This is a genomic window from Micromonospora okii, from assembly GCF_020884795.1.
GTDB lineage: Bacteria > Actinomycetota > Actinomycetes > Mycobacteriales > Micromonosporaceae > Micromonospora > Micromonospora okii.
The window spans coordinates 72210-96517 of the sequence record NZ_BBZF01000029.1 but is presented as its reverse complement, the minus strand read 5'-3'; the positions used below and the strand labels follow the sequence as shown (position 1 = coordinate 96517).

At 70.4% G+C, this 24308-nt stretch carries 24 protein-coding genes, 1 tRNA gene and 1 pseudogene; 12 read left to right on the top strand and 14 right to left on the bottom strand.

Annotation, left to right across the window (positions count from 1 at the left end; genetic code table 11):
- Nucleotides 1-92: 92 nt before the first annotated feature.
- Both LPU43_RS27075 and LPU43_RS27070 read right to left on the bottom strand, forming a co-directional pair.
- Entirely contained in the window at nucleotides 93-860 is a 768-nt protein-coding gene (locus tag LPU43_RS27075) for an SDR family oxidoreductase (RefSeq protein ID WP_229403375.1), read from the bottom strand.
- Nucleotides 861-865: 5 nt separating this feature from the next.
- On the bottom strand, nucleotides 866-1681 hold the full coding sequence (locus LPU43_RS27070; protein ID WP_229403374.1) for an alpha/beta fold hydrolase: 816 nt from the start codon (nucleotides 1679-1681) through the stop codon (nucleotides 866-868).
- A gap of 105 nt (nucleotides 1682-1786) precedes the next feature.
- Between LPU43_RS27070 and LPU43_RS27065 the strand changes: the two genes are divergently transcribed.
- Nucleotides 1787-3115 (top strand): aminotransferase-like domain-containing protein, encoded by a 1329-nt coding sequence (locus tag LPU43_RS27065; RefSeq protein WP_229403373.1) that lies wholly within the window; start codon nucleotides 1787-1789, stop codon nucleotides 3113-3115.
- A gap of 61 nt (nucleotides 3116-3176) precedes the next feature.
- On the opposite strand, the gene LPU43_RS27060 is transcribed toward LPU43_RS27065, so the two are convergent.
- On the bottom strand, nucleotides 3177-3929 hold the full coding sequence (locus tag LPU43_RS27060; RefSeq protein ID WP_229403372.1) for an IclR family transcriptional regulator: 753 nt from the start codon (nucleotides 3927-3929) through the stop codon (nucleotides 3177-3179).
- A gap of 69 nt (nucleotides 3930-3998) precedes the next feature.
- On the opposite strand from LPU43_RS27060, the gene LPU43_RS27055 reads away from it, so the two are divergent.
- From LPU43_RS27055 to dmpG, 3 genes are read left to right on the top strand one after another with little or no spacing between them, the layout of a single operon-like run.
- Complete coding sequence (locus LPU43_RS27055) at nucleotides 3999-4805, top strand: 2-keto-4-pentenoate hydratase (protein WP_229403371.1); 807 nt, start codon at nucleotides 3999-4001, stop codon at nucleotides 4803-4805.
- The gene (locus tag LPU43_RS27050; protein ID WP_229403370.1) at nucleotides 4805-5749 is read left to right on the top strand and encodes an acetaldehyde dehydrogenase (acetylating); all 945 of its coding nucleotides are present in this window, start codon (nucleotides 4805-4807) and stop codon (nucleotides 5747-5749) included. The genes LPU43_RS27055 and LPU43_RS27050 overlap by 1 nt, the downstream gene beginning before the upstream one ends.
- Complete coding sequence (gene dmpG / locus LPU43_RS27045) at nucleotides 5746-6771, top strand: 4-hydroxy-2-oxovalerate aldolase (RefSeq protein WP_255686659.1); 1026 nt, start codon at nucleotides 5746-5748, stop codon at nucleotides 6769-6771. Before LPU43_RS27050 ends, dmpG begins: the two co-directional genes overlap by 4 nt.
- Before the next feature lie 148 nt (nucleotides 6772-6919).
- Here the strand turns inward: dmpG and LPU43_RS27040 are convergent, their stop codons facing one another.
- Entirely contained in the window at nucleotides 6920-7282 is a 363-nt protein-coding gene (locus LPU43_RS27040) for an alpha/beta fold hydrolase (protein ID WP_229403369.1), read from the bottom strand.
- On the opposite strand from LPU43_RS27040, the gene LPU43_RS27035 reads away from it, so the two are divergent.
- Complete coding sequence (locus LPU43_RS27035) at nucleotides 7281-7952, top strand: IclR family transcriptional regulator (protein ID WP_229403368.1); 672 nt, start codon at nucleotides 7281-7283, stop codon at nucleotides 7950-7952. The genes LPU43_RS27040 and LPU43_RS27035 overlap by 2 nt on opposite strands.
- 126 nt (nucleotides 7953-8078) lie before the next feature.
- Here the strand turns inward: LPU43_RS27035 and LPU43_RS27030 are convergent, their stop codons facing one another.
- The 5 genes and pseudogenes from LPU43_RS27030 to LPU43_RS27010 all read right to left on the bottom strand — a co-directional run.
- A complete protein-coding gene (locus LPU43_RS27030; RefSeq protein WP_229403367.1) occupies nucleotides 8079-8411 on the bottom strand; it encodes a hypothetical protein in 333 nt (110 codons plus the stop codon).
- A 474-nt stretch (nucleotides 8412-8885) separates the two neighbouring features.
- Nucleotides 8886-11045 (bottom strand): TerD family protein, encoded by a 2160-nt coding sequence (locus LPU43_RS27025; protein ID WP_229403366.1) that lies wholly within the window; start codon nucleotides 11043-11045, stop codon nucleotides 8886-8888.
- A 55-nt stretch (nucleotides 11046-11100) separates the two neighbouring features.
- Nucleotides 11101-11230 (bottom strand) — tRNA-OTHER (locus LPU43_RS27020).
- A 164-nt stretch (nucleotides 11231-11394) separates the two neighbouring features.
- Complete coding sequence (locus LPU43_RS27015; protein ID WP_229403365.1) at nucleotides 11395-12660, bottom strand: COG1361 family protein; 1266 nt, start codon at nucleotides 12658-12660, stop codon at nucleotides 11395-11397.
- Nucleotides 12661-13063: 403 nt separating this feature from the next.
- Nucleotides 13064-13300, bottom strand: a pseudogene (locus LPU43_RS27010) (NADPH:quinone reductase); the annotation flags it as partial.
- An 8-nt stretch (nucleotides 13301-13308) separates the two neighbouring features.
- Between LPU43_RS27010 and LPU43_RS27005 the strand changes: the two are divergent.
- Nucleotides 13309-13989, top strand: a complete 681-nt coding sequence (locus LPU43_RS27005) for a helix-turn-helix transcriptional regulator (RefSeq protein WP_229403364.1) — start codon at nucleotides 13309-13311, stop codon at nucleotides 13987-13989.
- A 10-nt stretch (nucleotides 13990-13999) separates the two neighbouring features.
- Here LPU43_RS27005 and LPU43_RS27000 read toward each other — a convergent pair whose 3' ends face one another.
- Entirely contained in the window at nucleotides 14000-14815 is an 816-nt protein-coding gene (locus LPU43_RS27000; RefSeq protein WP_229403363.1) for a leucine-rich repeat domain-containing protein, read from the bottom strand.
- Nucleotides 14816-14890: 75 nt separating this feature from the next.
- Complete coding sequence (locus tag LPU43_RS28605) at nucleotides 14891-15025, bottom strand: hypothetical protein (protein ID WP_255686657.1); 135 nt, start codon at nucleotides 15023-15025, stop codon at nucleotides 14891-14893.
- A gap of 173 nt (nucleotides 15026-15198) precedes the next feature.
- On the opposite strand from LPU43_RS28605, the gene LPU43_RS26995 reads away from it, so the two are divergent.
- The 6 genes from LPU43_RS26995 to LPU43_RS26970 all read left to right on the top strand — a co-directional run bounded on the left by LPU43_RS26995 (nucleotide 15199) and on the right by LPU43_RS26970 (nucleotide 21489).
- Complete coding sequence (locus tag LPU43_RS26995) at nucleotides 15199-15831, top strand: hypothetical protein (RefSeq protein WP_229403362.1); 633 nt, start codon at nucleotides 15199-15201, stop codon at nucleotides 15829-15831.
- Between the two features lie 654 nt (nucleotides 15832-16485).
- Nucleotides 16486-17418, top strand: a complete 933-nt coding sequence (locus LPU43_RS26990) for a GNAT family N-acetyltransferase (RefSeq protein WP_229403361.1) — start codon at nucleotides 16486-16488, stop codon at nucleotides 17416-17418.
- A gap of 616 nt (nucleotides 17419-18034) precedes the next feature.
- A complete protein-coding gene (locus tag LPU43_RS26985) occupies nucleotides 18035-18844 on the top strand; it encodes an ABC transporter permease (RefSeq protein ID WP_229403360.1) in 810 nt (269 codons plus the stop codon).
- A gap of 11 nt (nucleotides 18845-18855) precedes the next feature.
- Entirely contained in the window at nucleotides 18856-19866 is a 1011-nt protein-coding gene (locus LPU43_RS26980; RefSeq protein ID WP_229403359.1) for a taurine ABC transporter substrate-binding protein, read from the top strand.
- Nucleotides 19853-20623, top strand: coding sequence for an ABC transporter ATP-binding protein (locus LPU43_RS26975; protein ID WP_229403358.1), 771 nt, complete (start codon nucleotides 19853-19855; stop codon nucleotides 20621-20623). The genes LPU43_RS26980 and LPU43_RS26975 overlap by 14 nt, the downstream gene beginning before the upstream one ends.
- Complete coding sequence (locus LPU43_RS26970; protein ID WP_229403357.1) at nucleotides 20620-21489, top strand: TauD/TfdA dioxygenase family protein; 870 nt, start codon at nucleotides 20620-20622, stop codon at nucleotides 21487-21489. Before LPU43_RS26975 ends, LPU43_RS26970 begins: the two co-directional genes overlap by 4 nt.
- Nucleotides 21490-21692: 203 nt before the next feature.
- Here the strand turns inward: LPU43_RS26970 and LPU43_RS26965 are convergent, their stop codons facing one another.
- The 3 genes from LPU43_RS26965 to LPU43_RS26955 all read right to left on the bottom strand — a co-directional run bounded on the left by LPU43_RS26965 (nucleotide 21693) and on the right by LPU43_RS26955 (nucleotide 24303).
- Nucleotides 21693-21947 carry a hypothetical protein gene (locus LPU43_RS26965; RefSeq protein WP_229403356.1) on the bottom strand — a complete coding sequence of 85 codons (255 nt, stop codon included), beginning with the start codon at nucleotides 21945-21947 and terminating at the stop codon, nucleotides 21693-21695.
- Nucleotides 21948-22088: 141 nt separating this feature from the next.
- Entirely contained in the window at nucleotides 22089-23207 is a 1119-nt protein-coding gene (locus tag LPU43_RS26960) for an LLM class flavin-dependent oxidoreductase (protein ID WP_229403355.1), read from the bottom strand.
- Between the two features lie 28 nt (nucleotides 23208-23235).
- Nucleotides 23236-24303 (bottom strand): LLM class flavin-dependent oxidoreductase, encoded by a 1068-nt coding sequence (locus LPU43_RS26955; protein WP_229403354.1) that lies wholly within the window; start codon nucleotides 24301-24303, stop codon nucleotides 23236-23238.
- Between the last annotated feature and the right edge of the window lie 5 nt (nucleotides 24304-24308).

Sequence of the window (24308 nt, the reverse complement as noted above, 5' to 3'; positions counted from 1 at the left end):
GCCGAGACGTTCTTCACCACCCTCGGAACCGGGCCGGTCCACACCCGGGCGGGGCGGGGTCGACGTGCGGGCATGAGCACCGCCTGCCCGGATCAGGCCGGCGTGGGAAGGTCTCGGTGCACCTGAAACGGTGCGAAGCTCTGGGCGACGGGCATGAGCTCGATGACGTTGATGTTGACGTGCGCCGGCTGTGACGTCGCCCAGGACACCGCTTCGGCGATGTCGGCGGGGCCGAGCGGCCGCATTCCGGCGTAGACGGCATCGGCCCGCTCCCGATCCCCGTCGAACCGTACGGTGGAGAATTCGGTGTCCCCGCACATGCCGGGTTCGACGCAGGTGACGCGGACGCCGGTGCCGTGCAGGTCACTGCGCAGGTTCTGGCTGAACTGGTGGACGAAGGCCTTGGTCGCGCCGTAGACGTTGCCTCCGGGGTAGGGGTAGGTGCCAGCGACCGAGCCCACGTTGACCACGTGGCCACGGCCGCGCGCCACCATGCCGGGGAGGATCGCCCGGGTGCAGTACATGAGGCCCCTACAGTTGGTGTCGAGCATCTGGTCCCAGTCGTCCGGGTCGGCGTCGTGAGCGGGTTGCAGTCCCTTGGCGAGACCGGCGTTGTTGACCAGCAGGTCGATCTCGGCGAACGCGGCCGGCAGGGTCGCGATCGCGCGCTCGACCGCCGTCCTGTCCCGGACGTCCAGTGCGAGCGGGTGGACGGTGTTCGGGTAGTCGGTCGCCACCTTGACGAGCAGGTCCACTCTCCGCGCCGACGCGACGACGCGGGCGCCGTCGGCCGCCAGGCGGCGGGTGATCGCGGCGCCGAAGCCGGTGCTGGCCCCGGTCACGAACGCGGTCGTGGTCATGGGCTTCATCGCTCCTGGGGGATCGAGTCGAGGAACTTGCCCAGCGCCTCGTTGAATTCGGCCGGCCGTTCGAGGTTGGGCATGTGCGCGGTGTCCTCGATGACGACGAGCGTGGAGTCGGGGATGAGCCGGTGCATGAGCCGGGCGTCGTCGACCGGGGTGAACTCGTCGTCGCTGCCGACGACGATGAGGGTGGGCACGCGGACGCGCGCCAGTGACGCCGTATAGTCGGGGCGCGTTGCGCGGCCGCGCAGCGCGGCGGCTGCGCCGTCCGGCGGCGTCCTCCGCATCATGTCGAGGACGTGCCCGGTCACCGCGGGGAACCGCCGGATGTTGGCGGGCGCCACCATCTTGGCCAGGACCTCGTTCGCGTAGCCGCCCATACCCTCCCGGAGCAGTCGGTCGGCCATGGCGTCGCGGGCTCGCCTGCCCTCCTCGGTCTCCGCCTGCGGGGCGGTGTCGGCGAGCACGAGGCCGCGCAGCCGGTCCGGAAACAGGCGATGAAACTCCATGACGATCTGTCCGCCCATGGACAGGCCACCGAGGACGATCTCTGCGACGCCGAGGTGGTCGAGAAGGTCGGCGACGTCCTGGGCGAAGGTCTGCAACGGTGTTCTGCCCGGGACGACGGTGCTCCGGCCGTAGCCGCGCAGATCCGGGACGATCACCCGGCGCCCGCCCCGGCCGACGTGCTCGACCTGGGGTGCCCACATCGAGCGATCGAAGGGGTGCCCGTGGATGAGCACCAGCGGCGGCCCGTTGCCCTCGGGGTGGTGGTCGTCATATGCGATGGCGACCTGTCCGGTGACGAACGTGTCCATAGTGGCTCCTTCCCGATTGGCCAGGCTTGACGGCTCGATGCTATGGGAGGCAATATCTCGGTGCAATGAAGAAATTGCACTCGGTGCAATATCGTTGGAGATGAGATGGACGACTACCGGCGGATCGCGGACGTGCTCGCGGCGGAGATCGCCTCCGGTCGGCTCAGGGCCGGGGACCGACTGCCGCCGCAGCGGCACTTCGCCCGCAGGCACGGCATCGCCAGCTCCACGGCGGCGCGGGTGTACGGCGAGCTGATCCGCCGCGGCCTCGCGGTCGGCGAGACGGGGCGGGGCACGTTCGTGCGCGCTGCCGCGCCGTCGAGCGAGCCCGCACTCGCCGAGCCGGCCCGCGCACGGGTGGACCTGGAGCTGAACTTCCCCATGCCCCCGGAGCAGCCCGCGCTCCTCGCGGAGAGCCTGGGCGGAATGCTGCGCCCCGACGTGCTCGCGGGAGAGCTCATCCCCATGGGCGCGGCAGGCACGCCAGCGGTGCGGGAGGCGGCGGCGGCGATGATGTCCCAACCGGGCTGGATCCCCGATCCCGGACGCCTGCTGCTCGCGGGCAACGGGCGGCAGGCGATCGCGGCCGCGCTCGCGGCCCTCGTCCCGGCCGGTGACCGCGTCGGCGTGGAGGAGCTGACCTACCCCCTGGTCAAGGGCATCGCCTCCCGACTCGGCATCACGCTGGTCCCGCTCACCATGGACGAGTGCGGGGTGCTCCCGGAGGCCATCCGGTCGGCCGGGCCGCTGCGTGCGGTCTATCTCCAGCCGACGCTGCACAATCCACTCGGTGTCACCATGCCCGAACAGCGGCGCGCGGAAATCGCGGCCACTCTCCGGGAGCTCGGGATCTACGCGGTCGAGGACCGCATCTACGCGTTCCTCCGCGACGGCCCGCCGCCGCTGGCCGCGTTCGCGCCGGAACACGTCATCGTCGTCGACAGCCTCTCGAAGCGGGTGGCCCCGGGTCTGACCGTCGGCTTCGCGGTCACACCGGAATCGATCGGCGGCCGGGTCGCCTCGGCGTTGCGCTCCGGCGGCTGGACCGCCCCGCGATTCGCCGTCGGGGCCGCGACGCGATGGCTCACCGAAGGCACCGTCGCGACCCTCCAGGAGATCAAACGCCGCGACGCGGCGGCACGCCAGCAGCTCCTACGCGAGCACCTCGCCACGTTCGCCGTCGCCGCCGACCCGCAGGCCTTCCACTGCTGGTGGCGGCTGCCCGACCCGTGGCGGGCCGACACCTTCGTCGCGGCCGCCGCCCGTCGTGGCATCGCGGTCACCCCCGGCGCCGCCTTCACCGTCGTCGTGGCTCACGCACCCAACGCCGTACGCCTCGCCCTGTCAGCGCCGCCGCTCGGCACCCTCGCCACGGCGCTGGCGACACTCGCCGCCCTGGCCAGGAGCGGTCCGGAGGACAGCGAGGTCGAGTAGGAGCCGTCGGACGTACCCGGGCTGACCGACCTGGTCTTCTTCCTGACCTGGGGTTTCCCGGTCAGCGGAGGCGGCGACCGGCGAGTTGGTTGGCCAGGCCGGTGGCCGCCGCGCGGATCGCGTTGACGTGGACGTCGGGGCGGAACCGGCCCACGGGGCCGGACACGCTGATCGCGAGGTCGGTGCGGCCCTCCGTGTCGAGGACCGGGGCGGCCACGCAGAGCAGCCCGGGGGCCGACTCCTCGTGCTCGAAGGCGACCCCCGCCTCTAGTACGTTCCCGAGCTGGCGTTCCAGCATCCCCGGCGCCACGATCGTGTGCGGCGTGCGCCGTTCGAGGGGGCCGCCCAGGACCTGACGGCGCAGCTCGGGTGCGGCGTGGGCGAGCAGCACCTTCCCGATCGCCGTGCAGTAGAGGGGCATGCGCCCGCCGGTGCGCGAGGGGCTGGCGGCCTGACGATGGCCGCCGATCTTGGCGATGTAGACGACCTCGTCGCCGTCGCGGACGCCGAGGTGAACGGTCTCGTGGGTGCGTTCGTACAGGTCCTGGAGGAAGGGCATGGCCAGCTCCAGCAGCGTGCGCTCCACGGAGGCGCGCAGGCCGAGCTCGAACAGCCCTCCGGAGAGCCGGTAACCGTACGGGTCCCGGTCCAGGAGCCGGTGCGCGACCAGGTCCGCGGCGACGCGGCTGACCGTGGCCTTGGGCAGCCCGGTGCGTCGCACCAGCTCGGCCAGGCTGAGGACCCGGTCGTCGCCCGTGAACGAACGCAGGATGGCCACGGCCTTGCCCAGCACCGTCTTGAGCTGCGGATCCACTCGAAGAGCGTATCGCTGGGTGGAACGTTTCCCTTGGTCGCCGCCCGTCGCGCTGCGAGTGTGGTCGGCATGACCCATATCCCGGTGACCGAGGACGCGGTGACCCAGGCAGCCGACCGGCTCCGCACCGCTCAGTCCGTCGGCGTGCCGTGCCCGCCGGTGCGGGACCTGATCGGCCGCGAGGACGTACACGCGGCGTACGCCGTCCAGCAGCGCATCACCCAGGCATGGGTCGCCGACGGCGCCCGCGTGGTGGGCAGCAAGATCGGCCTCACCTCGGAGGCGGTCCAGGCCCAACTGGGCGTGGACCAGCCCGACTTCGGCACCCTCTTCGACGACATGCGGTACGCCGACGGCGACGTCGTTCCCGCCGGCTCGGTCCTGCAGCCGCGCGCCGAGGCGGAGATCGCCTTCGTGCTGAAGGAGGACCTCGCCGAGGGCGACCTGTCGCTCCCGCAGATCCGCCGCGCGATCGACTACGCGGTCGCGGCGATCGAGATCTGCGGCAGCCGTGTCGAGAACTGGGACATCAGCTTCGCCGACACGGTCGCCGACAACGCCTCGGGGGGTGCCTTCGTGCTCGGCCGGGACCGGAGGAGCCTTGCCGACTTCGAGCCGCGCGACGCCGTGATGCGGCTGGTCGTCGACGGCGAGGAGGTCTCCACCGGCACCGGGGCGGCCTGTCTGGGCGACCCCCTCGTCGCCGTCCAGTGGCTGGCCCGTCAGGTGCGTGAGTTCGGGGAACCGCTGCGCGCCGGCCAGGTGATCCTCTCCGGCGCCCTCGGCCCCATGCGGTCCGTCGACGCCGGGAGCGCCGTCCAGGCCACGGTGGCCCCGATCGGCACGGTCCGGTTCACCCTCGGTAAGGAGCAGTGATGACGAGGACGAAGGTCGCCATCATCGGGTCGGGCAACATCGGCACCGATCTGATGATCAAGGTGCTGCGCGCGTCGCAGCACCTGGAGATGGGCGCGATGGTCGGTATCGACCCCGACTCCGACGGGCTCGCGCGAGCCCGTCGGCTCGGCGTCGCCACCACCGCCGAGGGCGTCGACGGGCTGACGGGGCTCCCCGGGTTCGACGACATCGAGATCGTCTTCGACGCCACCTCCGCCAAGGCCCACGAGTACAACGCCGGCAGGCTGCAGCCCCTGGGCAAGCGGCTGATCGACCTGACGCCGGCGGCCATCGGGCCGTACGTCGTTCCGGCGGTCAACCTCGACGAGCATCTGCACGCGCCGAACGTCAACATGGTCACCTGCGGTGGCCAGGCGACCATTCCGATCGTCGCCGCGATCTCCCGGGTCGCGCCGGTGCACTACGCCGAGATCGTCGCGTCGATCGCGAGCAGGTCCGCCGGCCCGGGTACGCGAGCGAACATCGACGAGTTCACCGAGACCACCTCGGCCGCGATCGTCCAGGTCGGCGGCGCCGGGCGCGGCAAGGCGATCATCATCCTCAATCCGGCGGAGCCGCCGCTGATCATGCGGGACACCGTCTTCGCGCTCGTCGACGCCCCGAGCGCGGCGCTGCACGAGCAGATCCGGCAGAGCATCGGCAAGATGGTCGCCGACGTGGCCGCCTACGTCCCCGGCTACCGGCTCAAGCAGCAGGTCCAGATCACGGAGATCGCCGGGGACCAGCCGGTGCACACGCTGCTTCCCGGGGGCGTCTCGCGTCCGACCCACCAGGTGTCGGTGTTCCTCGAGGTCGAGGGCGCCGCGCACTACCTCCCGGCGTACGCGGGGAATCTCGACATCATGACCTCCGCCGCCATTCAGGTGGCGGAGCGCATCGCAGCCCAGAAGGTGCAGCCGTGAGTACTTCGATCTTCGTCCAGGACGTCACCCTGCGCGACGGCATGCACGCCATCCGCCACCGGATCACTCCCGCCGACGTGAAGCGCATCGTCGCCGCGCTGGACGAGGCGGGAGTCGATGCGATCGAGGTCGCCCACGGTGACGGCCTCGCCGGCGGCTCGGTCAACTACGGCCCCGGCTCCCACACCGACTGGGAGTGGATCGAGGCCGCCGCGTCGGTGCTCAGGAACGCCCGGCTGACCACGCTGCTGCTGCCCGGGGTGGGCACCGTCCACGAGCTGAGGCGCGCCTACGAACTCGGCGTGCGCTCGGTCCGGGTGGCCACGCACTGCACCGAGGCCGACGTCTCCGCCCAGCACATCGCCGCGGCCCGCGAGATGGGCATGGACGTCTCCGGCTTCCTCATGCTCTCCCACATGGCGCCGCCCGAGGAACTGGCCCGGCAGGCCAGGCTCATGGAGTCCTACGGCGCCCACTGCGTCTACGTCACCGACTCCGGCGGCCGGCTGACAATGAACGACGTGGCGGCCCGGATCCGCGCCTACCGCGACGTGCTCGACCCCGCCACCGAGATCGGCATCCACGCCCACGAGAACCTCTCGCTGTCGGTGGCCAACTCCGTGGTCGCCGTCGAGAACGGCGCCACGCGTGTCGACGCCTCGCTGGCGGGCCACGGCGCCGGCGCCGGCAACTGCCCCATCGAGGCGTTCGTCGCGGTGGCCGACGTGTCGGGCTTCACGCACGGCTGCGACCTGTTCAAGCTCCAGGACGCCGCCGACGACATCGTCCGGCCGTTGCAGGACCGGCCCGTCCGGGTCGACCGGGAGACCCTCACCCTGGGGTACGCCGGTGTCTACTCGTCCTTCCTGCGGCACGCCGAGAACGCCTCCGCGCTCTACGGGGTCGACGTCCGCGACATCCTGATGGAGTGCGGGCGGCGGCGGCTCGTGGGCGGCCAGGAGGACATGATCATCGACATCGCGCTCACCCTGGCCGCCGGACGAGCTCCGGCCGCCGGATGAGCCGGTTTCCCTGCTGAGCCGGTCCCCCTCGGAGCCGACCGAAGGGGACCGTCGCGCGCCGAAGGCTCCGTCCCCTCGCGGGACGGAGCCTTCGGCGCGACGGCGGCGTCCGCGTCGCCGGGGTCGTCCCCCGGCGGCGCGGCGCGGGTCAGTGGTGGGTGACGAAGTCGACCACGAGGCGGTTGAACTCGTCGGCGTGCTCGAGCTGGGCCCAGTGGCCGCAGCGGTTGATGAGGTGGGCCCGGGAGTCGGGAATGTTGGCGGCGAGGAAGAGCGTGGACTCGAAGGAGACCACGCGGTCGTCGCGGCCGTGGATCAGCAGCGTGGGCGCGGTGATGCCCGAGACCCGGTTCAGATCGAGCCAGATCGGGATCGGGGCCTTCGGGGCGACGGCGGCGATGTTGCGCAGGTGCTCGGGGCGCTGGAGGGCGGCTTCCGAGCGCAGGCGGCACAGCTCCGGCGTGGCGAAGCGGGCCTTGTCGTAGACCATGATCTCGACGAGGCGGCGCATGCCCTCGGGCGTCGCGCACCGGCTGCTCCAGATGCTCGTCTACCGCGACTTCGCGGTGCAGGACGAAAACCGGACCTACCGCGCCGGACCGGTCCTCGAACTCGCCGCGCGCTCCCCCTCCCAGACCGCGCAGCTCCGGTCCGTCGCGCTGCCGCACCTGCACAGCCTCGTCGACACGGTGCAGGAGTCGGTGAACCTCACGATCCGCACCGGCGCGACGGCGCGCTTCATCGCCTCGGTCGAATGCGCCCAGATCCTCAGGGTGGGCTCGCGCGAGGGCATGGTCTTCCCGGCCCACCGCACCACCGGTGGGCTCCTGCTCCTCGCCGAACTGAGCCCGGCCGAGCTGGAGGCGGCCTACTCGGACCCGGCCGGCACCGAGGCCGACCGTCCCGACCTTCCGAACGACCGGCCTGACCTCGCGAAGCTCCACGCCAAACTGGTTCGAATCCGCAAGCAGGGCTTCGCGGTCAACCAGGGCCGCTCGGAGCGTGGCCTGGTCGCCGTCGGCGTGCCGGTGCGCGACGCCGGGGGCGCAGCCGTCGCGGGGCTCTCGGTGTCGATGCCCTCGGTCCGCTACGACCGCGACCGGCTCCCGGCTCTGGTCGCGGCACTGAGCCGCGCGGCCGGCGCGATCGAGGCGGAGCTGGCACGCGCCGGCCGGTCATAGGCGCAAAATCCAGCTCGTCCCTGGCGGCGGCGCGGCTGAACGGCGACCGGCCACAGCGCGGCGAACGGGAACGGCGGGGCAAACGCGAGGTGGCGCGTGTCGCGTACGGCACGCGCCACCTCGTAGTCAGCGGATCACACGGCAGATCAGAACGTCTGAGGGACCGCGCAGCGCGGCCATCACCACGTCGAGTGTGAGGTGCTTGCAGGCGAGGTACGGGTCACCCTGCCCGGCGAACGCGAGCCCGCCGCCCAGGGCGTTGCCGTAGCAGCGCAGGCCGCTGCTCTCGTAGAAGCCGATCCACGCGCTGCTGCTGACCTTCGCGGCGCAGTATTCGCCGATCCGGAGCGGGCTGAAGGTGAGATCGATGGTGACCGCCTGCGCGGGCGAGGCGATTGCGAACGTACCGGCGCAGGCGAGGGCTGCCGCGGCGGCGAGGGTGGCTAGACGTCGAAGCACGGGTACCTCCGGCGGGGAGAGGGACTGCCAGGTTTCGGTGCCAGCTCGATTATTCAATAGGAAACATTCTTAATCAATAGGCGCACGTTGATCTACTTATCACCTGTCACGGCAGTTCACGGCGGAGCCGGGAGGCCGTTCGTCAGTACCGCGCAAGCCCGTGGGAGGTATGGGTGCTGCCCGAGGGGGGATTCGTACACAAATTTGCGGCAACCATGCTCAGAATGGTGCTCATGTCGTCATTCGTATCACAGGTCTTGAATCGTCAGGCCAAACCCCGACGCCTCAACGTAGGGAAGCGCGAAGTATGCGACCTCAATTGATTGCCACAGCGATCGGACCAGATTCCCATCTGTGGTTCGCGGGCGAGAGCCGAGGAGAGCGCGGGCGCTGAGCGCCAGATCTCCGCTTGCGCGGAGTTCCCGAATCGAACGGAATAGTAGGAAGCGCCCGCATGGCCTCGGCTGTCGCCGCTCACTCAGGGATCAGTTCGCTGAGCCGGTCCAGTGTATACGTCTGCGATCCCTCCGGTAGGTCCTCGGGCACCTCGATGCCGATGAACGTGACCGGCTCGTCCGGCAGCCGGCCGTTCCACGTCGTCACCTCGCCCCTCGCGCGCCACCGGTCGACGAGGTACGAGACGGTGAGGTACCGCCGCTCCATCAGTGCCCGTACCCGGTCGGCAGTGGTGAACGTGTTCCCCTCGACCCTGTTGAACGACGGCCTGCCCCGCAGGTACAGGTGCAGCCACACGGCCTGCCAGCCACTCTCGCCCCTGGCGAACACCATCGGCAGCGCCACCTGGCCCTGGCCGCGCAGGTGCGACCGCGCCCGCACCGTCCGCGCGTCGAACGGGGCACCGCGCTGATCCCGGGCTCGGGTCTGGTACCCGAACATCGACTCGGCGACCTCGTCGAACGACTCGCCCGCAAAGATGTGGACCTGCGGCACCACGTACCGCCCGCCAACCGTCAGGGGCACGTCGATGAACTCGGTCGCACCGTTCGCCGCGTCGGTGACGTCGCCGGAGTGCACCACACCGTCGTGGTGGTAGTTCGTCCAGGACACCTGGCCGGCGCTGTGGAACTCGTCGTCGAGCAGCAGCACCGACAGGTCGTAGTCGGTACGACGGCTCGTCTGACGCCAGTAGGTGAAGAAGCGCAGCAGCTCACCGGAGACCGCCGCCCGCGAGCCCCTCGGCAGCACCGCGAATCCGCCCTCGGCCGCCTTGCCCGACAGCGGCAGTGCGACGTCGAGCACCTCCGGGTCCACCACCAGCGGTCGTTCCGGCGCCGGCAGGCGGGCGCTGATCTCGGCGTCGAGCAGCGACGACAGCTCGGCCACCAGCGAGGCGGGCAGCGGCGGCCGTCGGTCCGGCCCGACCCACGCGCGCCGCGAGCGGTTCACGTACATCCGGGCGGACTCGGGCGTCAGGCGGTTGCCGACATGCTCGCGCAGCGAGAGGAGCACCCGGCCCGACGCCGAGGTGAGCGCACCGCTGACCGCCTCGACGACGGCGGCCCGCTCCGCAGGCGACGCCAGCCGCAGCAGCCGGTCCGCGGACCGCAGGAGCAGGCCCGGCGCGGCCGACAACACCGAAGCCGCCGGGCCGATGGCTCCGGCGCGGATCGCCGCCTCGGCCCGGCCGGCGAGGGTGGGTACCCGTCGCTCGCCCCGCGCGACCGCGAAGACCTCCTGCGCGTACGGCCACTGGGCGTACTCGTGCGGGTGCAGCCGCTCCCCCAGCCGCTTCCACCGCTCGGCGTAGCGCACGACGTCACCGAGCTTGTTCGGGTTCGCCCCGACGACCTCGTTCAGCGCGGCCAGCAGGATCCGCCGCTCCGGGCGCCGGAAGGCACGGAACCGCGTGGATGTCCCGAGCGAGGAGTCCCCGCCGGAGACGTGGCAGGCGAGGCGCAGCACGTCGGTCGCGGTGTCCACGGCGACCAGCGGTCGGCCGAGGACGAGCCGGATCCCGTTGAGCACGGCACGGTTCTCCCGCACCGGGACCTCGGCCGGCTGCGCACCGTCCACGCAGGCGACGGCGAGTTCACCGAGGATCGCGAGGTCCGCCTCACCGGGCGGCGTCGCGCTGCCGGCGAGGGCCAGATACAGCCGCGCCGCCTCCACGTCGGCCGCGTCGCCGAGACGCAGCACCGTCAGCCGGTCACCGGCTGCGGCGATCAGCGCGTCGTGCACGGCCAACAGCTCGGCGTAGGTGTGCTGGTACGTCCCGTAACCCGGCAGGTCGAGCAGGTTCACCCCACCCGAGGCGACGGCGTCCCGTAGCTGCGCGTCGGTCGCCGTTGCCCCGCCGGCGAGCACGGCCGCCCGGAGCCGATCCGTCCAGAACTCGATGGTGTCCGGCACGCCGTTCGGGAAGCCGATGAAGTAGGCGTTGTGCTGGACGTGATCGCCCACCAGCTCACGCACCGCCGACACGACCGTGGCGGCGAGGTCCATCGCCGGCCCGGGGGCCAGGGCGCCGACGTGCTCCAGCAGAGCCCGCGACGCCGAGAACCCGACGTCGAGCAGCGCCGCGTCCAGTTGCCGGGCCACCGTCGTGCCGTCGCCAGCCGCGCCGTCGCTGGCCGGTACGCGCAGCGTCCTCTGGATGATCAGCTTTTCGAGCACGTGGTCCCCCGTCCCGGTCGACTCCGGCGGTTGCCGGCCTGCAGCCGCAGCACAGTGGGTCGCCGGGGACTCGAACCCCGAACCCTTCGATCCAAAAGAGGAGAAGGAAGCGCTGCCATGACCGCGCAGGCGGAAAGCGGACGCGCTACTCAGTCGAATGCTCTGTCCAGTTGAGCTAGCGACCCAGATGTCGATCATCGCACCGGCCGGGCGGGCGGGGCCATCGAGTTTCGGAGTCGCTGCCGGACACTGTGGACATCGGAGCGTCGCTCCCCGACGGTGACGGCAGTGCGGGACGGTTTCCCGTCCCGCCCGCACGTCGACGGCGCTCACCGGCCGACAAAGCAGATCAGGCTGCTGGCCTCTCGTCCTCGGGAGTCACCAGGATCATCCGGCGACGCCGGGCAGCGAGGAACAACACGCCTCCAGCCACCAGCGCGGCGACGCCGACGCCGCCGATCAGCCCGGCCTGCGGGCCCGTGACCGGCAACCCGCCGTCACCGCCGCCGCCGCCATCGTCGTCGCCATCGTCATCGCCGCCATCGTCGCCGCCGCTCTTCGCGGCCAGCACCACGGCGAACCCATCCTGATTGTCGCTGTGGTCCGCGTCGGCCACCCGTACGGCGACGGCGTTCGCGGGCAGCTCGGTCCGCGCAGGCTTGGAGCGGTCGTTCGTCGACCGCTCAGCGAGGCCCTCCACCTGCACGGTTCCGCCCCGCAAGGTGGCCGGCGCGGTGGCGGATGCCGCAGTCGTCACCAGGTTGTACAGCTTGACCGCCGAGTAGATCGTGTCGTTCGGATCGGTGTCCTCGTCGGCCGGAACGAGTGTGAGTTTCTCGTAGGTGCAGACCGCCGACCGTCCGGCGTTGGCGAGCACGCATTGGATCGGCGCCCTGGTGAAGGTCACGCCCTTGGGCAGGTGCAGCCTGACCCGCACTCCGCTGACCGCCTTCCGGCCCTGGTTGGCGACGGTGTGCCACACCGCGCCCGTCTCACCGGGGTGCAGCGTCCCGGTGGACGTGGGCGTGCCGTCGCCGTCGGTCCGCACCGACTGCTTCACGTCCCGGGCGACCAACGAGAGGTCGGCACTGGGCTGGTCGACCAGCTCCAGCGGGAACCATTTGGCGTTGTCGGCCGGGTTCGCGTCCTTGTCCGGTGCGATGGTGACCGAGACATGGAATTTGCCCTCGTAGGGCTCCGTAGCCCTGTAGGTGGTTGCGTCGATGGGAACGTCGACGGTTTCGCCCGGCCCCGGAATCACCTCTGGCGACAGCCGGCAGTAGAACCCATCGGAATCACCGTCGCAATCGCCCACACCCTCCGTACCCCCGCCCCCGCTATGCCACAGCAGGGAGATCGGCAAGGGGTCAGGGTCCCCCGGCGGCTGGTCGACGCCGACGACGACGTCGCTCGGGGTCTCGTCCCCCAGGTTGCTGACCTTCAGATAGATGACCTTCTTATCGACTCCCAGCGGGATCCTTGTCCCGGACGCGTCGATTGCGAGGTCCGGCCCCCTCTTCGCCGCCTCGGCGGGGCCGGCGGGGAGAGCCACTCCGGCGAGGAGCAGCAGCGCGGCGGCGACAGTTCGCGACAGCCGCCGACGATCAAAGCTCATGGCAGAACCCTTCAGGACGCGCGGACAGTGTGGTGGAGAACACTATCGGCAATCGGCCGCCATGAGTGCCGGTCGCGCCGTTGAAACCAGGGAAAAGTTGTCGATCAGGTCCCGCAGATCGTCTTCCCGCATTTCTCCCCTGCCCTTCAGTCAGGTCTCTTCGCGGCCTTCCTCGTTCGGCTGCGGACCTGGCGTGAACACGACTGACAGGTCCCACCCTCTCTGAACGAGACCCACTGCCCGGTCAAGGGTTGCCTTCCGTCCCAGCCGCAGAAGTTCCGGACCCGTGCCACCACCGAGGCGATCATCGGCTGAACTTCAGGGCGTAACGTCCACCAGCACCTTGCCGACCGCGCCGGTCTCCACCGCGCGGTGAGCGTCGGCGGTGCGGTGCAGCGGGAAGCGCTGCAGTGGCGAGCTTCGCCTTCTGCGGGCCGCTGACCGTGCCGATCACGGTGGCGCCGGCCCATCGAGCGAGCTGGATCACTGCGTACCCGACCGCGCCGGCCCCGCCGGCGGCAAGCACCACCTTGCCGTCGAGTACGCCGGGGTACAGGCGGCGTGGCCCGTCCTCGGCGACGGTGAGTGCGCGGTGTGCGGTGAGCGCGGGGACGCCGAGCGAGGCGCCGACGTCGAAGGCACGGCGCGGTGGAGGGCCTCGCCGAGTCCTCGGTGCGAATGCTGGCCAAGGTGGTGCAGGTGATGCCGGCCCGGCTACGACGCCAGGTCGAGGCGCTGCGCGCGATGACCCTGCCCGCCGGCGGGGACGGCCCGCCCCGGCCGGGCGTCGATCCGGGCGTGCTCACCACGGTCGCGCTGGCCTGCCGGGACGGCGAGCACCTCCGCTTCTCCTACACCGCCGCCGACGGCCGACACACCGACCGGCACGTCGAACCGCACCGGCTGGTCTCCCTCGGCCGCCGCTGGTACCTGGTCGCCTACGACCTCACCCGGCACCACTGGCGCAGCTTCCGAATCGACCGCCTCACCGCGCCGCACGGCACCGGCTTTCGGTTCCGGCCCCGCGACCTGCCCGCCGCCGACGCCGCCGAGTTCGTCCGCACCAGTCTGGGCAAGGTGCCCCGCCTGTACCACGTGGAGGCCCTGGTCGACGCCCCCGCCGCTGTGGTGCGCGAGCGGATCGGCCGCTGGGCCACCGTCGAGGAGCTCGACGCCGGGCACTGCCGGGTACGGATGACCGCCGACTCCCTGGACTGGCCGACCATGGCATTGGGCACGCTCGACGCGGACTTCCGCGTCCTCGACCCGCCCGAACTGCTCGAACAGATCCACAACTGGGGAGCCCGGTTCACCCGAGCCAGGGCGTGATCCGCCCTCCTCAGTCGACGTGGCCTGAACGCCACCCAGGTGGCTGAAGGATGGGCGGGCCGCCGGTGTGCGGTGTCGGGTGGTAGCCGGGGTACGGCAGCGGCAGTGCCGCCACACACGCTGTGGAACATACGTTCACCAACATCGGCAGCACGTCGGTGGCGACCAGACCAGAGATCCAGACTTGATGCAGCTCACCGTCGACTGGGCCATCGCAGACGCTGCAGGCTCGCACCGTTTCGCAGCCCCACGTGCCCGGGTCGAGTGCGGCGAAGTCGGCCTCTGTCGAGGGGGTCAGCGCCCGCAGCTTCGGAAACGGCGGACGGAACTTGAAGTTTCCGTAGAGGACCCGGGTACTCACCGTGCTGTCCACGAGCCTCGTGCATCTGGTCAGCTCGTACGGGTACCAGTGCAGCCGGTGGGAGGTGTACGGCTCGAAGTGCTCAAGGCTGGTCATTGCCCCAATCTCCGGCGGGATACGAACCAGGTTCGTGCCGTAGAGCACCAGATGTTTGACAGCGGTCAGCTTCGCGATCGTCGCCGGCAGCGTGACGATCTGCCGCCGCTCAGGAGCGCTCAGCTCCACGAAGGGCTTGAACACCGACCGCCCATCCGCTGCGGCCTCGTCGATCAGCGCCAACAGATGCCGCCAGCCGGCCGCCTCGGTGTCCTGACGGTCCGCGTGGAACACGACACTGCTCGGCCGGGTCGCCGCCGAGTAGCCGACGCAGCGGCAATGGTCGCGGACCGGACCGCCCGCACCGGGTCCGACCGCATCCGCGAAGCGATTGGAAAACAGCTGCGGTCCGTTGTCGTTCGCGTCCACGCCGAGACCCTACTCAGTCTCGTCAACCGTATGCGGTGTGATCGGCAGAGCCGTTCCCCGGGTTCCGAAGACCACCTAGGCGGCGGGATTGCAGTTGGGGTGGCGGTTGAGGTTCCTGCGGGCGCGGTCGTAGCGCGTGGTGGCGCGGGGATCGGAATGCCGGCCGGCAATGCCGTTCGGGCCGGTCGACCGCCGCACGGTCGTGATCACGGCTTTGAACTGGAGGTGGGCCCAAGTCAGAACGGCACTTGTCCGGGAAGACGGACGTACTCACATCGGCCATGACCGTCGCAGCTTGAACGGCAACGAGCCGTGACGGTGCGTCCCGCGGGTCACGGCGTGTCCGGATGCCTCTGGGCAGGGCCGTAGGCAGGATTGGAATCATGTGCAGCGCGGCCGGATTTGGTTACAAGACGTCGTGGTTGGCTGTCCGAAACCGGAGCCCTAGCAAGGTTGCCGACGCGCTTGGTTTGCACGACCGGGAAGTCCTCGACTGGGCCACCGGCACCGACCGGGCCTACCGGCACGGCGTGTACGTCGCCGCACCGGTGCCAGGCTGGACCCTCGCCCACGGCCGGCGGCATATGCCGCCGCGTTTCGACGCAACTGAGCCGCCCTTCCCCGATTGGCTCAGAGCGCTGAGTCGGCATCTGGGCGAGGTGCAGTTCTTCGCCAACGAACGAGTCCCGGACTATCACGCCTGGGCCCGAGCCCAGGATGGTGAGCTGTTGCGCGCCTACTGCTTCAACGGCAAGCGAGGCGAGATTCCGCTGTTCGTCGGTGCTCCGACAGCCGACGAGATCGAACTGGGCATCGGCATTCGCGGCATGGAACCCGGGTGGGAACACTGGTCCGACGATGAGTGGACAGCCTGGCACGAAACGACGCCGTCCGAGTCGGACGTGATGGCGTTGGCCGCTCGCTGGAGCATCGACCCGAGCGCCGCCGAGGACGCCACCGTGGCTACAGCGGGCATTTACGGGCTACCACCACCGGTCCCCAACGTCTCGCCGTGACAATCCGGCCAGCGCGCGACGGGAATCCGCCAACCAGCGGCCCCGACGCGTCCGCAACCCGTACGTGTCCGCGGACTCGTACACTGCGCCGTCTGCCGGCTCCGCATACAGGGCCAACAGCCACCACCGCCACCATTGCCGACGGCGACGCGGAACTCGGACGCTACCGATCTGCCCTCGACTCCGGTCCCGCAGTGGTCATCGGACGGATAGCCCGGACACAAGCCGAACGAACCCGAGCAGAAGTCCATCTACAGACGCTTCTACGACCGGACGCCCCGTCAGCCGAACAAAGATCACCGACCTGGCCCTGATCAGAAACCAGACAGCTCAGGGCAACAGGCCGCAATCTGCTTGGGGGCATGTCCGGCCGAGCGCCTGGCGGTGCGACGGCATTCGTTACCTGCCGTATCCGCCAGCCCAACATGAGGGGCTCCGGGCGCAGGTGCGGACGCCGCTCCAGAGGCATGTGCCTTGTCCAGTTGGTTTGGTTAATGGGTTGCGGGGACTGGACGCGCTGACTAGAACTGGCAGCCGAACCTACAAGGAAGGAGGGCTGAGCCATGTACGCCACGCACACCGCGCTCGTGTCCTCCCGGGTGACCAGCTGAGCTGATCCCGGAGCGGGCGAAGCGCCTCCAGACGGAGATCGCCTTGACTTTGCACCAGCATGATCTGACCCTGCGCCCGATCACCGGGCCCGATGAGCTGGACCTGTTCAACAGCCTGCCGTACGTCCTCAACGATGAGCTCGGCAGTGACCTGGCGGCCGGTCGCCGCCGCCCGGAATGGCTGTGGCTCGCGCTGCACGGTGATCGCGTGGCGGCCCGGGCCGGATGGTGGTCGCGCCCCGGGGACGAGCACGCGCTGTCGATGGACATCTTCGACTTCGACGGCACCGTCGAAGACGGCGTGCGGTTGCTGAAGGCCGCACTGCCCGCCGTGGTCTCCGCCGGCGCGACACCCCCAGAGTACAGCCGGTTCCTCCCGGCGGACTGGCGCAACCACCAACACACCCGTCAGGCCGTCAACGACCGGATGGGCGCACTCGAACGTGTCGGAGCCAAGCTGTTCGTCGAACGGCTGGGTCTGGAATGGCGGCCCGGAACGCCCGTCCCCGAGCTCAGCGGGCGGCTCGTCTTCCGTCCGGTTCGCAACGCGGGCGAGCTCATCGAGCTGATGGCGTTTGTGCTGGACGGCACCCTCGACGCGCACAGTCGCGCGGATTTGACCCGCATGACCGCACGCCAGGCCGCTCAGGGGCAGTACCAGAACGAACTCGAGCGCTACGCGAGCCCGCACGATTGGTGGCGGATCGCGACGCTTCCGGACGGAGAACCGGTCGGGTTCGTCATCCCCGCGCACAACGGCTACAACCCGATCATCGCGTACCTCGCAGTGGTGCCCGCGCATCGCGGCCACGGCTACATCCACGACATCCTGGCCATGGGTACGAGTTTGCTCTCGGCGCAGAACGTACCGCGGATCCGGGCAGCCACCGACGTCGGCAACACGCCGATGGCGGCAGCCTTCGCCCGGGCCGGCTACGTCACCATCCAGCGCCAGATCGACATGACCTGGCAATGATCACTGAGCCGATCCAGGTGAGGCCGGGAGCCCAGCCGAGAGCGGTCATCACTGCCCGATCGGCGGCGCGGCCACGTACATCAAGAGTCGCGAGCCCATACACCGTGCTGCCGTCACGAGTAGGAGCCAGTCCGCCAGCGGCAGAGGTGCCCGCTTCGTCGCGGGGCGCGAATCACCGGGGATCTTGAGTCCGCCTGACGGAACCACCGCCGGGATCACGCCGACGGTGGACGGTGTGCCGCAGGTCTGGTTGCTGGGCGTGGGCCCGTCGAGTGCCGTGCTCGCCGGGCGGCTCGGCCTGCCTACTCGTTCGCGCACTTCGGCCGTCCCGAGGTTGTCACCGAAGCGGTTCGGGCGTACCGCGACAGTTTCGGCACGCCCGGCGGCAGCCCGAGAGTGATGGTCGGCATCGGGGTGCATTGCGCGCCGACCCGCGCCGAAGCTGAGCACGTCTTCGCCAGCCCATGGAGGCGGACGGCCCCCGCCGGGCGCGCCCTCCGCTCTCCCACTCCTCGATCTCCCCCTTGCCTATTTCCTAGCTACACGATAGGAAAACTGGGTGACTACCACGGTCCCCGCGCCACCTGCCGCGGAAACCTCGATCGGCACGTCAGCGGTGACCCCTGACGCACTGGCACCGCACGGCGGACGCCGCCGCCGGATCCTGTTCCGGCTACTCGCCCTCGTCGTGCTCTACGCGCTGTGGGAGATCGCCGCCCGAGCCACCAGCAACCCCACCTTCATCCCCTCGCCCGGTGCGGTGTGGCACCAACTCATCCAGACCTCGACCACCCACGACGGCATCCGTGGTTACAGCGGACACCTGCTCATCGAGCACCTCGGGGTGAGCCTGCGCCGCATCCTGATCGGATCCGTCATCGGTGTCGTCGGCGGAGTGCTCCTCGGCGTCGTCATGGGAACGGTCAGCTGGATCCGGGTGGTCGTCGAACCGGTCGTCACCTTCATCCGGGCGCTCCCACCCCTGGCCTACTTCAGTCTCTTCATCATCTGGTTCGGCATCGACGAGACACCCAAGCTCTGGCTGCTCTCCATCGCCGCGCTGCCCCCGGTCGCGGTTGCCACCGCGGCAGCCGTCCACTCCGCGCCGACCGGTCTGGTGGAGGCCGCGCAGGCGCTGGGCGCCAACCGCGCACGGGTGATCCGCGACGTGGTGCTACCCAACGCGCTACCGGAAATCTTCACCGGGATCCGGATCGCCGTCGGGGTCGCGTACTCCTCGGTGGTCGCCGCGGAGACGATCAACGGCGTACCCGGCATCGGCGGCATGATCCGCGACGCCCAACGCTACTCACAGACCGATGTGGTCGTCCTCGGTCTCTTCGCCATCGGCCTGTCGGGCCTGCTCATCGACGCCCTGCTGCGGACCGCCGAGAACCGGCTGATCCCGTGGCGGGGCCACGTCTAGGAGAACACCACATGCGCAAGATCATTGGCCTGTTGGCCGCCGCCACCCTCCTGCTACCCACCGCCTGCGGTGACGGCGACCCGGGCCGGAAGACCATCCGGATCGCCTACCAGGCGTTCCCGAGCGGCGACCTGATCGTGAAGAACCAGAAACTGCTGGAGAAGGCCCTGCCCGACTACCAGATCACCTGGACCAAGTTCGACTCCGGAGCCAGCGTCAACACCGCCTTCGTGGCGGGCAGCATCGACATCGCGGCGATCGGATCCAGCCCGGTGGCCCGTGGGCTCTCCGCGCCGTTGAACATTCCGTACCAGGTCGCCTTCGTCCTCGACGTGGCCGGCGACAACGAGGCACTCGTCGCCCGCAAGGGCTCCGGAATCACCGACGTGGCCGGCCTGCGCGGCAAGAAGGTGGCGACCCCGTTCGCCTCCACCGCCCACTACAGCCTGCTGGCCGCGCTGGACCGCGCCGGCGTCAAGGAGTCCGACGTCACCATCGTCGACCTGGAACCGCAGGACATCCAGGCCGCCTGGACCCGCGGCGACCTGGACGCCGCCTACTCCTGGCTGCCGTCGCTCGACGAACTCAAAAAGACCGGCACCGTACTGGTCACCAGTCGCGAACTGGCCACCGCAGGCAAGCCCACCCTCGACCTCGGTGTCGTCGCCACCGACTTCGTCAAGGCACACCCGGCCGCCGTGGACGCCTGGCGTAAGGCCCAGTCCCAGGCACTGAACCTGATCCACAACGACCAGGCCGCAGCCGCGAAATCGGTAGGCGTCGAGCTCAACCTCAGCCCGGAGGAAGCACAGCGGCAGCTCTCCCAGGGTGTCTTCCTCAAGCCCGCGGACCTGGCCAGCCCCGAGTGGCTCGGCACCTCGGCGGCCAAGGGAAAACTCGCCGACAACCTCCTCAGCGCCGCCCAGTTCCTGAAGGGCCAGCAGAAGATCGACGCCGTACCGGACCTGGCGGCCGTGCAGGCCGCCATCTACACCGAGGGGCTGCCGGATGCCCTCGGCTGAACCCGCTGGTGCGGCTGCGATCACCGTCACCGGCGTCGAGCACGCCTACGGCGACGTCGTCGCCCTCGGGCCGATCGACCTGACCGTGCCGACGGGTGAGTTCCTCGTCCTGGTCGGCGCCTCCGGCTGCGGCAAGAGCACGCTGCTGCGGCTGATCGCCGGCTTCGAGCGGCCCACCACCGGGACGGTCCTGACCGATGGCGGGTCGCCCGTCCCGGGGCGCGGCGCTGGCCTGGTCTTCCAGCAGCCCCGCCTGTTCCCGTGGAAGACCGTCGGCGGCAACATCGAGTTGGCCCTGCGCTACGCCGGACAGCCCGCCGACGGCGTGGACCGGCTTCTCACCCGGGTCGGTCTGCCCGGTGTGGCGAACCGCCGCACCTGGCAGATCTCCGGCGGCCAGCAGCAGCGGGTCGCCATCGCCCGGGCGCTGGCCGCCGACCGCCCGCTGCTGCTGCTCGACGAGCCGTTCGCCGCCCTCGACGCCCTCACCCGGGAACGCCTCCAGGAGGACCTGCGAACGGTCAGCACCACGACCGGCCGAACCTCCGTCTTCGTCACGCACAGTGTGGACGAGGCTGTCTTCCTGGGCAGCCGGGTCGTGGTCCTCAGCCCGCGCCCCGGCCGAATCGTCCTGGACCTGCCCATCGACCTGCCTCGCACCGACATCACGCCGAACGACCTGCGCGGGCTGCCGGAGTACGCCGCGCTGCGAGCCGAGATCGGGCACGCCGTCCGGAACGAAGGAGCATCCGCATGACCGCCCTGCTCGTGCAACTCGACCTCGAACCGCTGGGGCCGCACTTCGGCGCCCTGGTGCACGGACTGAAACTGGCCACCGCCACCGACGACGAGATCGTCGCCCTCCGCGCCGCACTGGTCGACCGCAAGGTGCTCTTCCTCCGCGACCAGCGCCTCGACGACGACGCCCAGGTGCTCCTGGGCCGCCGGATCGGCGAGCTCACCGCCGCACACCCGGTCGTCGGCGGCGTCGACGAGGACCACCCCGAGGTGTACGCCCTCGACAGCACCGACAACGGCTTCGCCGACGTGTGGCACACCGACGTCACCTTCATGAAGCGACCACCGCTCGGCTCGATCCTGCGCCCGGTCGTCCTTCCCCCCACCGGGGGAGACACCAACTGGGCCGACACCCAACTGGCCTACGACTCGCTCAGCGAACCGGTACGACGGCTCGCCGATCAACTCACCGCCGTCCACGACGGCACCCGCGAGTTCGGCTACTACCTGGCCCAACGCGGAGGCAACGTGTGGGAGGGAAAACCGGTGTCCCGCCTCGACCCGGTCGAGCACCCGGTGGTCCGGGTGCACCCCGAGACCGGCCGGCGGGGAATCTTCGTGAACCCCGGCTTCACCTCGCACATCGTCGGGATGTCGGACGTCGAGAGCAGGGCCATCCTGGACCTGCTCTACGCCCACCTGACCAAGCCCGAACACCTCGTGCGACACCGGTGGCGCCCCGGCGACGTGGCGCTCTGGGACAACCGCAGCACCGCCCACTACGCCAACCGCGACTACGGCTCGGCGAAACGGGTGATGCATCGGATCACCCTGCGCGGCGACATCCCCCACGGGCCGCAGGACCAGCCCTCGCTCCTTGGGTAGCCTTCGGCCAGGTGCGCGGGCGTATCGGCGTCGGACACACCCGGTGCCACCGGCGCCGTTCTCGGCCTCGTCGGGGGCCTGCCAGCCCCATGCGCCAGACGTGGCCGGGCCTGGGCCGTGCGGCAAGTCCCTCCGCAGACAGGCCACGGGGCCCACGGCGATCGTTCGCCGTGGGCCCCGCGACTCCGTACGTCACACGCGGGCTAGCCCCGGGTCTTCACCAGGAACGCATACCCGATCCGCTTCGATCCGTCCCAGTTGTACATCGGGTAGCACGCCTGGGGCTTTGTCCAGGACGAGTTGTACTTCGGTCGGGCCTCGTTGCACGCCTTCAGTGTCGAATAGATCGGGCTGGTGTAGTCCGCGTACGCGGGCGCGGCCAGACCGAGAACCAGGGCGCTCGCTACCGAGGTCGCTGCGACGAGGTTGCGGAGCCGAGGGCGTCGCAAGGCTTTCATGTTTTTCTCCCGTTCATCGTCCGTCGATCGACGGCCTACCGTCGGCAGCCGCTTCCGAGGAACGCGACGACCATGATCATGGTAGGTGGGCGACGCAAGGCCGGCCCCCGTCCCGGCGCGTCGATCGCGAGGCAGGCGTCGTCAGTCCCGCCACTCCTTCGCGAGCAGTTCGTACGAGTTGACCCGGTCGTCGTGCGCGTGGGTGATCGTGGTGATCAGCAGTTCGTCGGCGGCGGTGACGTCACGCAGGACGCGCAGCCGCTCGACGACGGTGCCGGGCGACCCGACGAACTGGGTGTCCACCCGGTCGGCGACGAGTTCGCGGTCCTCGTCGGTCCACGGCAGCGCGGCAGCCTGATCCGGGCGTGGAAACGGGATCGCGCCGGCGCCGCTGCGGATGCTGCGCACCCAGGGCCCGTACGGCGCGGCGAGCCGACGTGCCGTCTCATCGGTGTCGGCGACGACGACGTCGGCGGAGACCACCAGGTACGGCTGGGCCAGTACCGCCGAGGGCCGGAACGCGGCCCGGTAGGCGGTCGCCGCGTCGAGCACCGAGGAGGGGCTGACGTGGTAGTTCGCGGCGAAGGGCAGGCCGAGCGCGCCGGCGAGTTGGGCGCTCTCGCCGCCGCTGCTGCCCAGCAGCCACACCGAGAGGTCGGTGCCCTCCCCCGGCACGGCGTGCGCGTCCAGGCCGTTCTCGTCGGTGTAGTCGCCACGAAGGAGGGCCAGGACGTCGGCCACCTGGTCGGCGAAGGCCGGCGGCTGCGCCCCTGGCTGGTGCAGCAGCGTGTCGGCCAGCGCGAAGCGCGGTGAGGCGAGCACCCTGGCGTAGGAGAACGGCGGCGGGATCAGCAGTCCGTCGACGACCCGGGCCTCGACGGGCGGCGTGTTCGTGGGCGCGGTGGGGGCCCGGGCCGCCTCGACGCGCCGCTGCCCGGAACGGCCCAGCCCGAGATCGATCCGCCCCGGGTGCAGCGCGGCGAGGGTGCCGAACTCCTCCACCACCGACAGTGCGGTGCGGTGACCGACCTGGACGGCGCCGGAGCCGACGCGGAGCACGCTGGTGGCCGCTGCGACCTGCCCGATGAGCACAGCCGGCGCCGAGCTGGCGACGCCTGCGGCGAGGTGGTGTTCGGCCAGCCAGTAACGGTGGTAGCCGGACTGCTCGACCCGGCGGGCCAGGTCGACGGTGTTGCGTAGAGCGTCGGCGACGGTGCCCCCGGCGGGCACCGGCGACAGGTCGAGGACGGACAGTGGCATCGATGGCATGGTGGTTTCCCGTCTCTTCTCAGACCGCCGGCGTGGCGGTCACCGCCGGTGCGAAGGCGCGACTGGGGATCTCTCGCCGCAGCACCGGCGCCACCTCGGCCTGGAACAGCTCCAGGCTCTGTCGGTGCTGCTTGTCGGTCAGCCCGTCGTGATCGGCCTGGAGGTGCATGACCTCGTGGCCGAACTCCTCGTGGTAGCGCAGCACCTTGTCGACGATCTGCTGCGGGCTGCCGACCAGGATGGAGCTGCGTTCGATGGCGTCCTCAAGGGTGGGAAAGACCGTCGGCAGGCCGAGCCGCCGGAACGCGGCGACCCGGGCGTCGAAGATCGGCCGGTACCGCTCGATCGCCTCCTGCGAGGTACGCGTCACGTAGAAGCCGGCCGAGCCGGCGCCGACCAGGGCGGCAGCCGGGTCGTGGCCGTAGTGGACCCAGCGGTCCCGGTAGTGGCGGATCAGCTCGGCGTACGGCTCGATGGGGTTGGTGACGTTGGCGGAGAAGAGCGGGTCGCCGTAGCGTGCGGCCAGGTCGACCGACTCCCGGCTGGTGGCGCTGCCGTGCCAGACACGGATCGGCTGTTGCAGCGGGCGCGGCCAGGTCTCGGCCTCGGTCAGCGACGGCCGGTACGTCCCCGACCAGGTGACCTTCTCCTCCCGCCAGAGCCGACGGAACAGCTCGTAGCCCTCCCGGTTCCGGTCCCACTGGTCCTCGGCCGTGACGTGGAACAGTTGGGCCTGCGCGGCGCCGTTGCCCTTGCCGATGATCAGTTCGAGTCGGCCTCCGGAGAGGTGGTCGAGGGTGGCGTAGTCCTCGTACGCGCGGACCGGGTCGAGCAGGCTGAGCGTGGTGACGGCGGTGAAGAGGCGGATGGCGGACGTACGGGCCGCGATGTGGCTCAGCACCACCGGAGGCGACGACGAGATGAACGGCCGTTCGTGCCGCTCGCCGACGCCATACCCGTCGAAGCCGAGTTCCTCGGCGAGGACAGCCGTGTCGACCACCTCCCGGAACCGCTCGCTGGTGCTGCGGCGCTGACCGGTGACCGGGTCGGGAAGGTGGGTGATCAGGGTGATCAGCAGGAACTTCATGCGGG